The sequence below is a fragment of the Marinifilum breve genome, from assembly GCF_003202155.1.
Taxonomy (GTDB): Bacteria; Bacteroidota; Bacteroidia; order Bacteroidales; family Marinifilaceae; genus Marinifilum; species Marinifilum breve.
In genome coordinates, this window is record NZ_QFLI01000006.1 from 96,612 (window position 1) to 110,887 (window position 14,276).

General features: G+C 37.0%; 9 protein-coding genes. 5 read left to right on the forward strand and 4 right to left on the reverse strand.

What is annotated here, in order from left to right; translation table 11 throughout:
* Positions 1-6: 6 nt before the first annotated feature.
* Positions 7-1,419, reverse strand: a complete 1,413-nt coding sequence (locus tag DF185_RS14170) for a sensor histidine kinase (RefSeq protein WP_110361419.1) — start codon at positions 1,417-1,419, stop codon at positions 7-9.
* Positions 1,420-1,565: 146 nt separating this feature from the next.
* A complete protein-coding gene (locus DF185_RS14175; RefSeq protein WP_110361420.1) occupies positions 1,566-4,631 on the reverse strand; it encodes a cytochrome c biogenesis protein in 3,066 nt (1,021 codons plus the stop codon).
* A 478-nt stretch (positions 4,632-5,109) separates the two neighbouring features.
* Here DF185_RS14175 and DF185_RS14180 point away from each other — a divergent pair, with 478 nt between their 5' ends.
* The 5 genes from DF185_RS14180 to ccsA all read left to right on the forward strand — a co-directional run bounded on the left by DF185_RS14180 (position 5,110) and on the right by ccsA (position 10,803).
* Positions 5,110-6,387, forward strand: a complete 1,278-nt coding sequence (locus DF185_RS14180) for an alginate export family protein (RefSeq protein ID WP_110361421.1) — start codon at positions 5,110-5,112, stop codon at positions 6,385-6,387.
* A gap of 30 nt (positions 6,388-6,417) precedes the next feature.
* Positions 6,418-7,017: a cytochrome c nitrite reductase small subunit gene (nrfH, locus tag DF185_RS14185; RefSeq protein WP_110361422.1), complete on the forward strand. Its 600-nt coding sequence runs from the start codon at positions 6,418-6,420 to the stop codon at positions 7,015-7,017.
* Positions 7,018-7,036: 19 nt separating this feature from the next.
* The gene (nrfA, locus tag DF185_RS14190) at positions 7,037-8,548 is read left to right on the forward strand and encodes an ammonia-forming cytochrome c nitrite reductase (protein WP_110361423.1); all 1,512 of its coding nucleotides are present in this window, start codon (positions 7,037-7,039) and stop codon (positions 8,546-8,548) included.
* 185 nt (positions 8,549-8,733) lie between these two features.
* Positions 8,734-9,975, forward strand: a complete 1,242-nt coding sequence (locus tag DF185_RS14195) for a cytochrome c biogenesis ResB family protein (RefSeq protein WP_110361424.1) — start codon at positions 8,734-8,736, stop codon at positions 9,973-9,975.
* A 42-nt stretch (positions 9,976-10,017) separates the two neighbouring features.
* Positions 10,018-10,803, forward strand: a complete 786-nt coding sequence (gene ccsA, locus DF185_RS14200; protein WP_207784656.1) for a cytochrome c biogenesis protein CcsA — start codon at positions 10,018-10,020, stop codon at positions 10,801-10,803.
* A 208-nt stretch (positions 10,804-11,011) separates the two neighbouring features.
* Here the strand turns inward: ccsA and DF185_RS14205 are convergent, their stop codons facing one another.
* Both DF185_RS14205 and alaS read right to left on the reverse strand, forming a co-directional pair.
* Complete coding sequence (locus DF185_RS14205; protein ID WP_110361425.1) at positions 11,012-11,377, reverse strand: DUF5684 domain-containing protein; 366 nt, start codon at positions 11,375-11,377, stop codon at positions 11,012-11,014.
* 245 nt (positions 11,378-11,622) lie between these two features.
* Positions 11,623-14,256, reverse strand: a complete 2,634-nt coding sequence (gene alaS / locus DF185_RS14210) for an alanine--tRNA ligase (protein WP_110361426.1) — start codon at positions 14,254-14,256, stop codon at positions 11,623-11,625.
* Positions 14,257-14,276: the final 20 nt, after the last annotated feature.

Here is a 14,276-nt window from a genome sequence, read left to right on the forward strand (position 1 = left end):
TGTGGTTTATTGATTCAGGGGAATAATCAAACTAAAGCAACTTCCAACCCCAACTTCACTGTTTACCTCTATTTTTGCTCCAATTCGTTCAGTCAATACTTTAACAATGTAAAGCCCCAAGCCGGTCGACGATTCATCGTTGGTTGGTCTGGTACTTAGTTTGGTAAACTTCCTAAATAGTTTCGACATATCTTTAGCAGGGATGCCTTTTCCTTCATCAACAAAGTGTAAGGCTATTTCTCTATCCCTTTTCTCGATTTGTATATTTACACCTTTATCGAAAGGGGAGTATTTTATTGCATTCGATAACAGATTGTCTACAATTCTATTCAACTCGTTCAATCCGGTAGTTAACCAAATGGATTCCTCCTTGCAAATGCAATCCAGTTTTATGTTTTTTTTGTTTGCCTGTGGTTCAAAGTTTTCTCTTTTCTTCTCAATAAATTGTACCAAATCGAAAGCTTCCTTCTGAAAGTCGCTAGTATCATTTTCAAGCTTGTTCATTTCCAAAACATCATCAATCAGGTTTCGCGCCGATTTTACCTGCTGATCGAGCAAAGAAAAATACTCTTCTTGTTCTTCGTTCAATTCTCCTGCTTTTTCAACCAAATCAACTACACTTTCCATTCCGCCAAGCGGATTTTTCAAATCGTGAGCCATTATACCAAGCAATCCATCTTTTTCGTTGGCCAGCTCTTCCAATTGTTCGTTCTTCTTTCTCAATACATTGTTTTTCTCTTTTATCTCGATATTGATTTGTGTAAGTGCAAGGTTTTGATCGTAAATTTTTAATTGATAGGTTTTAACCTGTTTGTTGATGATGTAATAGGCCATTATAGATAATACCAAAGCAAAACCTAAACCTACCCAAAATAGTGGCATCGATTTGTCTTTGGCCTGCTGTTTAATCATGTTGGCATTCTGATGAACCAGTAATTTATACCCGGTGTATTGATGTTTCATTCCAACAATGATATCCGAATAGTCCAGCTCTTCGTACTCGTAGTATCCGTTAAACGGATCTCTCTCGTAAAACTCATCGAAATCTAATTTGGTACTTCTGTCCGATGGGCTAAATGATGCAGCGGTAAGGCTAATCTCTTTTTTGCCATTAAATCCTGGAGCTGCTAATAGGTTGCCAGTAGAATCAACCAGGCAAATGTAGCCTTCGTTAGGCAACTTCATTACATCGCTGGTTTCTTGTACCGTTCTGATAAAGATTTGTGGTTCGGTAGTGCTTACACCGGCTTTTTCAAGCATACCAAATACCGATTCACCAATGGTAAGGTTATCCTCAAGAGCTTGTTTCTTTAGGTTATTGTATACGATTTTTTCCACCCACACCGAGTAGGAAAAAAATCCGATTAATAGTAATGATAGAACACTGAAGGATACTAGTAGTTGGAAACGATTTTTCATGTATGGATGAATTAATGGTCATTCTAAAATAAGCATAATCACGTAAAAGATTAAAAATGTTGACCATTATTTTCAGAGGTGCTAATGTATGAGAATAAAAAAGAGACACCTGAACGGTGTCTCTTTCTCTATTGATGATGTTGTTTTTAATTGTATTCAGTCTTGTAAACAGATCTGTATCTCTTATAATTGAAGTAAGTGAATAAGCTTAGTGCCAATAAAAGAAGTATCGAATAGATCGCCCAAGTTGGAAACGGAACCGGATCCCCCTTAGCATATGAGTGTAATCCAGAAAGGTAATAGTTCACACCAAAGTATGTCATAAGAATGGCGCCATATGACCAAACTGATACAATATTAAAAGCATAAATTGATTTTAAACCTGGAATAAAACGCATGTGCAATACAAAGCTGTATATCAAGATACTAAACAATGCCCAGGTTTCTTTCGGATCCCAGCCCCAGTATCGTCCCCACGATTCGTTGGCCCAAATTCCACCAAGGAAAGTACCAATGGTAAGAAAATACAAACCTATGGTCATAGTCATTTCACTAATACGACTAAGGTCTAATATAATTGTTGTAATTCTATCTTTATTATCATTGTTTTGAAAATTGAATAATATTAGGTTTAGTATACCAAGTATTGCTGCCAAAGCCAAAAATGCATAGCTCGAAGTAATAATAGCAACATGAATGGTTAACCAATACGATTTTAGCACTGGAACCAGGTTGGTTACTTCCGGATTCATCCAACTTAAGTGAGCTACAAATAAGAACAAACCTGCTAATACTGCTGTTGCAGCCAAAGCCAACTTCGATTTTTTGGCAAAGATAAAACCGGCAAGCAAACATCCCCATGCAATAAAAGTCATGGTTTCGAATCCATTACTCCAAGGAGCACGTCCGGCAATGTACCAACGAGCAGCCAGACCTCCTGTGTGCAATAAGAATCCAACTCCTAAAATTACCATAGCAATTCCCACCACCCATTTAATTGGGAAATTAGGACGCAGAATATGTGTAACCAGGAATATAATCAAGAAGAATCCAATGATTAAATAATATGGGAACAAGCGCTTAAATATATTCACGTTGTTGTAAAGGATTTCTACTTTTTGTTTCGATTCAGATGGCAACACTTCACTTCCGAACTTCTTCTGAAATTTTTTGATGCCATCAATATATGTATCGGCTGTTTTGGTATTACCCGAAATTAAAGCCTGACTCATAAGAACCACTGATTTTTTAATGAACAGTGAATCTTCAGTGGCTGCAGTAACAGTTGAGGTTGGATTGTACCATGCACCCATTTTATCTTTAGGGTTAGGGAAAATCTTCAAAAATTCCCCTGTGAACACCATATAGGTAATGTTGATGCGCTCGTCAACTGCCATAATCTCTTTGTCATACGAAGAACGATGAGCTGGTTTTTTAGAGTAGGCATCCTGAACTTTTTTGCTAAGTTTGTATTGGCCCATTTCATTTACGAAATCTTTAAAAGCACCATATTTACCATTAATACCAAGCTCTCTAGCCAAATCTGAATTACCAACCTTAATCATGTTAACTGTTTGCCACTCTTGTGGATTAACAACCATACTTAAGAAGATCTGTTCGGCAGGATAGCCTTTAAATTTTCCTTTTTTGGTTACCTTTCGAATCACTTCGCTGGCAAGAGTGTTAACAGGTTCAAATCTTCCGCCATTATCCTGAATCATGACTTCACCAAAGCTCTTTGCCTGTTCCAATGGAACAACATTTAGGTCTTGTGCATTTGCACTTAGGCTACTTCCACCTATAACAAAAGCTAAAATGGCCATAGTTTTGACCTTTCGTGATTGGCGACCTAAAATTTTGAATCTACTGTATGGGTTAATCAATGACCAAGCCATTCCCAGCATAAGCAGGAAGTAACCAAAGTAAGTAATTGACATTCCCCAGCGGTCGTGATTTACCGAAAGAACAGTTCCTAGCTCATCGGTGTCATAAGAAGCCTGAAAGAATCTGTATCCTTCGTGATTGAGTATGTTATTCATATAAATTCGGTAATCTTTTTTAATACCTTTTGCTTCGTCGATAAGAGTAACTTCACTGGCAAAAGAAGAAGGACTGTTAGAGCCAGGATATCTTTCCAATTGGAAATCGTTAAGTTTTAAGGAGAATGGCAATTCTATTATTTTTGAACCGTAGGCTATGGAAATATTCACATCTCCAACCGAGGTTAGTTCTGGTTTGCCGATATAATCTTTTTGACCTTTTACAATAAGTTCTTTCTGAGAATTTCCATTTTTAATATCGAATACCAATAGAGTAGGGGCATTCTTATCTTGTCCTTGAACGTACTTGAATTTGGCTGCAGGATAGAAGTTCTTAATTACAAGTTTGGTTCCACCAATATCATATAATTTGCGAGGCGAAACAACATGCCATTGTTTGGCTGCCATTGGTATGGCATCACCACCCATCATACTCAACTCTTTTAGTGGCATCGGACTCATCATTCGTAAACTATCTGTGAAATCAAACACAATTGCATTAGGATGAGGATTGCTACCAAAAGCCAATAGATTGTTCTCAACCATCTTATGTGAGTTGTACTCCAAGGTAAAGTTTTGCATACCATTCATGCCCGCACTACCCACAGCAACCATTTCCATAACTGGAGCACCACTCATATCTTGAACCAAAGTAGTTTGAGCGTTAGGGATAAATGTTTTCAGTTGAATATCAATTTCATTGCCATCAATCGAAATACGCTCTTTAAAATCATCCGATTTAACTGAAGACAGGGTAAACTTTTCGCTTAGTTCAGATATTTTTCCATTCTTTTCCAATTTCACATCAATGTATGAATCCATTGTGGTAATTTGGTTGGTGGCTTGTCCTTCCCGAATGTGCATGTTTCCTTCATATCCTACATAGCGAGTAAATGCAGAACCTATAATTATAACAATGAAAGAAGCATGGAAAATGAAAATGGACCATTTTTCACGCTTGTATAACTTGTATCTAAAAATATTAGCGATCAAATTAAACGTAAGCAACAACAGTAAAAGTTCGAACCAGCGAGCGTCATAAACCATTGCTCGAGCTGCCGGAGTTCCAAAATCATTTTCTATGAATGTTGCTGTTCCAATCGAAAATGCAAACAAGATGATGAGCACACCCATCATCTGCATAGAGAATAGAAAATTCAAAAGTTTCTTCATCTGATTCAATATATTTTAAAGAAGTACACTAGTACTACCAGTTAGTTTAGAATGTTAGTGTATGTAAATTGGATTTCAAGATACGCTTTTCTTTATAAATTAAAAATCACTCAGGTGCTTCTGAATTCAGAATGATTCTATCTTGTTATGTCAAAAGATTAGCGTAACTTATTGCTTGTTAGATATAATTGAATTGTTTGTTAAAGTATAAGTATATTTTAGTTTCGGAATGAGTTATCCCAATTGTATTCTTATTCAGATTAAAAATAAATTAAGATGCGAAAGTGTTTTGTTTTTCGTGTCAAAATCATCTGGAAACCAAGAGTAGAAAAGGATAAAAAGGTATTAAAATTTAAATATAATAAATTTAAATAATCCATTAATCTTGAAATGAATTAATAATTCGCTTAGTATTGTAGCAATATCACTAAATTATTGAATTGAATAAGAGATTTTTAATTTAAAATCTAACCAAACTATGAAAAAACTATTTCGCCTATTACTAGTCCTTTTTCTAGGACTGGTGCCATCTTTAGTAATGGCTCAGCTTACTTTTACCGGAGAAATCAGACCACGTACAGAGTATCGTCACGGTTTAAAGTCTCTTTTTAACTCTTCCGATGATGCTGCATTTGCAACATCGCAGCGTACACGTTTAAATTTAGGATACGCAGAAGAAACATTTCGAGTAGGTTTGTCGGTACAAGACGTTCGTACTTGGGGTGATGTTAAGCAATTAAACCTTTCAGATAAGAATCAACTTATGCTTCATGAAGCATGGGGTGAAATCATTTTCAATGAAAATTTCTCCTTAAAGGTTGGTCGTCAGGAATTGGTATATGATGACTCACGAATTTTGGGTAATGTAGGTTGGGCGCAACAAGCCAGAAGTCATGACTTGGCATTGTTAAAGTTTAAAACCGACGAGAAAGGCAAATTTCATGTGGGGTTTGCAGTGAATAACGATGCAGAATTCTTATCGAGACAATTGTACACAACCAATTACAAGAGCATGCAATTTGCTTGGTACAACAGAAAATCAGACCAGTTCGATTTTAGCTTGTTGTTCATGAATGTGGGGCAGGAAAGAGATGCTGATTCTTCAGAAGCTATTGATAGAGATACTCGTTATAGTCAAACTTTTGGTGCTCACATGAACTATCGTCCTGGTAAGATTTCATTTACAGGTTCATTGTACGCGCAAACAGGAAAAGATCCATCAAATACTGATTTGAGCGCTTACATGTTCAATTTAGGAATGAAATTCCCTGTTGCTGATAACTGGAAAGGTAATGTAGGTATCGAAATGTTATCAGGTTCTGATTATGATTCAAGTGTTGGAAGCAGATTGGATTCAGATAATAAATCATTTACTCCTTTATTTGGTACAAACCATAAATTCAATGGTCATATGGACTACTTCTATGTAGGTAACCATACTGGCAATGTTGGTCTGACTGATATTTATGGCGGGCTGAATCATTCAAAGGGACAGTGGTCTTTTGCTACTGCAATTCACATATTCTCAACGGCTGCTGATCTTTATTTAGGTCCTGAAAAGCAAGATAAATACTTAGGAACTGAAGTTGATTTATCAGTAGGGTACAAGTATTCAAAGAGTGTTTTGATTAAAGCTGGTTACTCACACATGTTCGCATCTGATTCGATGGAAGCATTGAAAGGTGGAGACAAAGATGAAACTCAAAATTGGGGATGGGTAATGCTTGTATTCAAACCAAATTTCTTGAAAAAATAAGGCAAACTCCATACATCTAAACTTTTGCTAATGGTAAGATTATTAAAATTTTTAACACCACCTCCAAAATGGAAACTTCCGGTTTATGTCTTGCTTGGGATATTTTTTGGGCTAGGGTGCTATGTGCTTTATCTTTCTAAAGCAGCATCTTATTTGTCCGACTCGCCTGAGACTTGCGTAAACTGCCATGTTATGGCTCCACAGTATGCTACTTGGAACCATAGTTCGCATCGTGAAGTTGCCACGTGTAATGATTGCCACGTTCCACACAACAATGTTTTTAATAAGTACTTTTTTAAAGCCAAAGACGGCTTGCGTCATGCAAGTATGTTCGCGTTGAGAATGGAACCAGAGGTAATTTTTATACTCGATGAGGGTAAGGAAGTAGTTCATAACAACTGCGTCCGTTGTCACAGTCAACAACTGACTGATCCGAAACTGGCAGCTAAAGTGCCGAACCATGCCCACAATACTCAGGATAGAGTTTGTTGGGAATGTCACAGAGAAGTACCACATGGAAGAGTGAATAGTTTATCTAGTGTTCCAAACGCCAGAGTTCCACTTCCTGAAAGTCCGGTACCTGACTGGTTAAAAGAATACATGAAAGAAACTGAATTAGAAAACGAATAAAACTTAAACTAAATATACTATGAAACCAATACAAGAATCTGTAGGCAAAAAACCAATGTTGGGATGGTTGATCTTCCTGGTTACTTTGGTTGTTGTATTCCTACTTGGATTGTTAGCTTCATCTATCATGGAAAGAAGGGCAGAATCTGTTTATGCCTATACTCCTCAAGTTGAGCACGGTCAGTGGGAACCAAGAAATGAAGTTTGGGGTGAAAATTTCCCAAGAGAATTTGAATCATATTACAACACGGCTGATACTACTTTCCGTAGTAAGTACAATGGTGGTGCTATGATTGATATGTTAGAGGTTGATCCTCGTTTAGTTGTACTTTGGGCTGGTTACGGTTTTGCGAAAGACTATAACCAAGGTCGTGGTCACTACTATGCAGTAGAAGATTTAAGAAATACATTAAGAACAGGGGGTCCTGTTGATGATAAAACTGGTCCTATGCCTTCTACTTGTTGGACATGTAAATCTCCGGATGTACCTCGTTTGATGAATGAAATAGGAGTTGCTGAATACTACGCAGGAAAATGGTCTTCGAAAGGACATGAAGTAGTTAACCCTATCGGTTGTGCAGACTGTCATGATTCAGAGACTATGAATTTAAGAATTTCTCGTCCTTATTTGATCGAAGCATTCGAGCGTATGGGTAAGGATATTAATGATGCTACTCACCAGGAAATGCGTTCTTTGGTATGTGCTCAGTGTCACGTTGAGTATTACTTTAATAAGAAACGTGTTAAAGGATCTGCATTTGTTCAATTACCATGGGATAAAGGTATGGGCGTTGAAGAAATGGAAGAGTATTACGACGAAATGGAATTTAAAGATTGGACTCATGCATTGAGTAAGGCTCCAATGTTGAAAGCTCAGCATCCAGGATACGAAGTTTACTTGAAAGGTATTCATGCCGATCGTGGTGTTTCTTGTGCTGACTGTCATATGCCATACAAATCAGAAGGTGGACAGAAATTTACTGATCACCATATCCAATCTCCATTGAACAATGTAGCTAACTCATGTCAGGTTTGTCACCGTGAAGAAACTGATAAGTTGATTCAGAATGTTTACACACGTCAAGATCAGATTATTCACAATAGAGACAAACTGGAAGAATTGTTGGTACGTGCTCATGTAGAAGCTAAGAAAGCTTGGGATTTAGGTGCAACTGAAGAAGAAATGAAGCCTATTTTAATGGGTATTCGTCATGCACAATGGCGTTGGGATTATGCAGCTGCTTCTCATGGTGGTTCATTCCATGCTCCAACTGAAACAGGTCGTATTATTACAACTGGTGTAGAGCGTGTACAAGAAGCTCGTATCGCCTTGGTTAGAGTTTTCCATAAGTATGGTTTCACAGGTGAAGTGCCTTATCCAGATATTACTACTAAAGCGAAAGCCCAGGAGTTTATTGGTTTACCAATGGATAAATTGAATAAAGAGAAAGAAACATTCAAGAAGAACTTGGTTCCTGAGTGGGATAAGAAAGCGAAAGAACGCGAAGCCACTTATCAGGTAAAAATGTAATAATTTACAGTTCCAATAATAGGTTCTATGCCGTCCTTAATGGGCGGCATATTTTTTAGAATAATATTTTCCCAATTGGGAAATGTAGATTCTATATAAGCACTTAAGAGCTTATTTGTTGTGAAAATTGATATGAATTTCTAAAAATGTTACGATCTTAACGAATCTTGTTTAAATATTGAGATATGAGTAAGACTACTAAACCACTATGGCAAAAACCTTGGGGGTATGCTGAAAGTTTTCTGATTGCATTTGGATTGTTATTTATTGGATTCCTTCTGGAGTTATCCATTCAAACTTCTTCAGGTGCTTCAATACGCTATCCGATGAATTTAATTTTAGGAGCTGTTTTTCTAGTTCTGATTTTGGTTTTTTATCGTTTGATACGCAAATCGAATTTATATCTTTTTTTATCAGGGATACCAGCATCTATTGGTGCAATAAGTGTTTTAACGCTGCTTGTGATTATAATGGGAATTACACCACAAGTTCCCATGCAAGAAGATAATTTCATTACTACATTAAGCTTAAACCAGCTTACTACATCCTGGCCATTTTTGTTTATCAACTTTTACTTGCTGGTTATATTGGCATTGGTAATTATTCGAAAAGGTTTACCATTTAAATGGAAGAACTGGGGCTTTGTTTGCAGTCATTTGGGATTGTGGATTACCATATTTGCAGCAGGATTGGGTTCTGGCGATCTGATGCGCTTAAAGATGGATTTGCATGAGAATAAAACAGAATGGAAAGCTTACGATGATAAAGGGAATTATTACGAATTGCCACTTGCCATTAAACTAAACGATTTTATTATCGACGAATTTAATCCGAAGTTGGCAGTTGTTGAAAACGAAACGGGAAAACTTTATGAACCCACCAAACCATCTATGATCATGATTGAAAAAGATTTGACTGCTCAACTGCACGATTGGTCGGTTACAATAGATGAGTTTTTGCCATTATCGGGAAGGGCAGGAGATAGGTATCATCCATTACATGATTTTGGTGCTGCTCCTGCAGCTAAAGTAAGCATTAGTACAAACTCCTCAGAAAATCTCACAGGCTGGATTTCTTGTGGTAGTTTTAATCGACCACATGAATCGCTTAAGCTGAATGATAACTACTCATTATTAATGACTGTACCTGAACCAAAGAAGTTTTCATCTGAGGTTACCATATATACTCCTGATGGCAAAAAGGAAGATAAAGTTCTTGAAGTAAACAAACCTCAAACTGTAAATGGATGGAAAATCTACCAGCTAAGTTACGATGAGAAAATGGGTAAATACTCAACTTTAAGCGTGGTGGAAGTAGTAAAAGATCCTTGGCAAATTTACGTGTATATCGGCATTTTTATGATGATGATAGGAGCCGTTTATATGTTTTGGAGAGGAAATAAAGTAACAATTAACAGTGAGCAGTAATATTACTGATAACTGTTTACTGATAACTGTAAATTGAATAAGATGATTTGGAACTATTTTTTAATGGCAGCGGGTGTAAGTTCTGCAAGTTGGATATTATCGGCATTCATTCCTAAAAAAGATGTGATCAGGAATTTACTGGTGCTGATAGGAATTCTTAGCATGGCTGTTTATATTGGATTTTTATGGACCAGTTTGGAACGTCCTCCATTAAGAACTTTAGGAGAAACACGATTGTGGTATTCTTTGTTTATTTCGATAATTGGATTGATTACCTACTTCCGTTGGAGATATCTTTGGATGCTTTACTATTGCCTGTTTATGTCGCTTCTGTTTTTGTTTATTAATTACCTGCATCCCGAGAATTTCTCGAAGACATTAATGCCAGCTTTGCAAAGTCCGTGGTTTGTGCCACATGTGGTAGTTTATATTATTTCCTATGCATTTTTAGCGGCATCTACATTGGTTGCAGTTTATGGATTGTATCAAGTGAAAAGAGAAAAGTTCGAGGCTAAATACATGCAGGTGGCCGATAATTTAGTGTACCTTGGGTTTGCATTCCTAACCTTTGGGCTTTTGTTTGGAGCCTTGTGGGCCAAAGAAGCTTGGGGGCATTATTGGACCTGGGACCCAAAAGAAACCTGGGCATTCATTACTTGGATGGGATATTTGGTTTACATCCATCGTCGATATCAGAAACTAGCCAAGTATGTTTCAGCCTTATGGATTTTGGCCTTGGCATTTGTAATTCTTCTGGTATGTTGGTTCGGCGTCAACTATTTGCCTTCGGCTCAATTTAGCGTACATACCTATAGCATGCAACCGTAGATTTATAACGCGCATATAATGGTATTAATTATTAGTTGTCATTGGTGGGGGACCACCATAGCTACCAGTGGGACATCGCCACAAGCACTAGTGGGAGATCACCACAAGTATTAATGGGAGGGTGCCACGAAAAAGATACTGAAAGTGAAATGATATAAGAGAGGGTAAAGATATAAAAACGCCAGTTCGAAAGAGCTGGCGTTCTGTATTATAAATAGTTTGATTCTTCTTGCTTAAGACCTGCTGGACCTTGGTAAGTTGCGTCACCTAAGCCTAGAATTGGATAGAAAATAAAGGGTAAGAAAATCAAACCAAAGGTAAAGCCTGTACCTTTTCCAAAACTTTTAGATAAAAGATGGATCATTCTAATGGCAATTATAATGTTTACAATTGGAATAAAAAATAATAGCAATAACCACCACCATGGTTTTCCAATGATTCTTAGCCACACAATTGTACTGTAAATTGGAATAATGCAAGCCCAACCAGGTTGGTTTGCCTTTTCATAGGTTTTCCATGCAGATACAATCATTAATACAATCAACCCCAAATAAAAAAGTAATCCTATTGTCATTCTTTTAATCCTATAATTCTCCTACTCGTTTGGCTTTTCGGATTCGCCCCGTTTATGGTTTCTGGACTCCATTAAAAAATTAGCAGGCGCGAAAGTAACAAATTAAATTATTATGCTTGTTTACTTATTACTTGTTTTTAGAGGAAGTATTGTACTTATTGATTTCTAATTGTAAACAAAAACGCCGATTCAAATGAACCGACGTTTCTTATGCTGATAGCTGCAAGCTAATTGTTGACAGCTTATTATCCTTCAATTTTATGAAGTACCATTTTCTTGGCAACTTCAATGGCTTGTTCCAAACCTTTAGGATCTTTACCTCCAGCCGATGCAAAGAATGGTTGTCCACCACCACCACCTTTGATTTCTTTGGCAGCCTCACGAACAATATTTCCTGCATGCAGATCGTATTCTTTCACAAGGTTATCAGAGAACATGATGGTTAGGTTCGCTTTTCCACCCAAATCGGCACCTGTGATGAATACCAAATTATCAATTTCACCTTTTAATTGGAAAGCGATGTCTTTTAAATCAGCAGCACTTCCAACAGTTAATGGCTCAGTAATGAAATTTACATCTTTGGTTACAAAAATATTTCCTTTAAGATCATTCTTCATCACCTTTAAGCGATCCTTCATAAAGCCATCCAAATCCTTTTTCAAACCTGAATTTTCAGACATCAGGTCTTCAATGTTCTTAAGTAGGTTTTGGCTCGATTTAAATATTTTTTCAATATTTCGTAGAGTATTCAATTTGTCATTGATATATTGTTCCGCTTTATCAGCAGTGATGGCTTCAATTCTTCGAACACCAGCAGAAATAGCACCTTCAGAGATGATTTTGAACAAACCAATCTGACCTGTTGCTTCAACGTGAGTACCTCCACACAACTCTACAGAGTCATTGAATTTTACAACACGAACTAAATCGCCATATTTCTCACCAAACAATGCCATTGCACCCATGTTGGTAGCCTCATTCATTGGAATATTGTTCTTGATTTCAACATCAATATTCTCTCTGATTTTCTTGTTTACAATTGCTTCAACTTTAGCAATTTCTTCTTCACTTACTTTTTGGAAGTGTGAGAAGTCGAAACGCAAGTGATCAGGATTTACCAAAGAGCCTTTCTGTTCAACGTGATCGCCTAAAACTTCGCGTAATGCATGATGCATCAAGTGAGTTGCGGTGTGGTTGTTTGCAGTAAGATTTCTTTTGCTTCCACTTACAACTGCTTTAAAAGTTGCAGTTGGATCAGTTGGCAATTCCTTAGCAAAATGAACAATCAAACCATGTTCTTTCTTGGTATCGATAATGGAAATTTTCTGACCATTTGCTTCAATGTAACCAGTATCTCCAACCTGTCCACCACTTTCACCATAGAAAGGAGTGATGTTGAATACCATTTGGAAAGAATCTTTTCCTTTGCTAGTGATTTTTCTGTAGCGAGTAATTCTTACATCTGTGCTTAGGTAATCGTAACCAACGAATTCCTCAACATCATCTTTTAAAAGCTCAACCCAGTCGCCAGTATCAACCGAAGTTGCCGAACGAGATCTGTTTTTCTGAGCTTCCATTTCAATATTAAACTCCTTGCGATTTACAACCAAATCTTGCTCTTTCAGAATCAATTCGGTCAAATCCAATGGGAATCCGTAAGTATCATATAATTCAAAAGCTAACTTACCAGGAACAACCTTAAAATCGTCAGCTTTGGTTTTTTCAATAATTTGATCTAGCAATTTAATACCATTCTCAAGAGTTCTTAAGAATGAGTTTTCTTCTTCCTTAACTACTTTTTCAATCAAAGTTTGTTGTTTTATCAACTCAGGGAAGTGTTGTCCCATTACTTCAATCAAAACAGGAATCAATCGATACATGAATGGATCCTTGAATCCAAGGAAGGTATATCCGTAACGAACTGCTCTACGAAGAATACGACGAATTACATATCCAGCCTTGTTGTTTGATGGTAATTGTCCATCAGTAATCGCAAATGCGATTGTTCTGATATGGTCGGCAATCACGCGAAGAGCAATGTCAATTTCTTCATCTTTTCCATATTCTTTACCACCCATTTTAGCAATGGTCTGAATAATTGGTTGGAAAACATCGGTATCGTAATTCGAAGTTTTTCCCTGCATTGCCATACACAAACGCTCAAACCCCATTCCTGTATCAACATGCTGATGAGGAAGAGACTCTAGAGAACCATCCGCCTTACGGTTGAATTGCATAAATACAAGGTTCCAAATCTCAATTACTTGTGGGTGATCCATATTTACAAGATCTCTACCTGAAGTAATTTTTCTTTCTTCATCACTTCTTAAGTCGATGTGAATTTCAGAACAAGGGCCACAAGGACCTTGATCACCCATTTCCCAGAAGTTATCTTTTTTATTACCGTTAATAATATGATCTTCCGGAAGATATTTCATCCAATATCCAGCAGCTTCATCATCACGATCCAATTTATCGTCGGCGCTACCTTCAAATACAGACGCGTATAAACGATCTGTTGGCAATTTATAAACTTCAGTTAAAAGTTCCCAAGCCCAGTCAATGGCTTCTTTTTTAAAGTAATCACCAAACGACCAGTTTCCTAACATCTCAAACATAGTGTGATGATAGGTGTCGTGTCCTACTTCTTCAAGATCGTTGTGTTTTCCTGAAACACGAAGACATTTCTGAGAGTTGGCAATTCTGTTATATTTTACTGGTGAGTTACCAAGAAAGATATCCTTAAATTGGTTCATACCTGCATTGGTAAACATCAATGTAGGATCATCTTTAATTACCATCGGTGCCGATGAAACGATTTTATGTTGCTTTGAATTAAAAAAATCCAAAAATGCTTGTCTGATTTCGCTTGAATTCATGAGTCTATTATGTTTTAAAT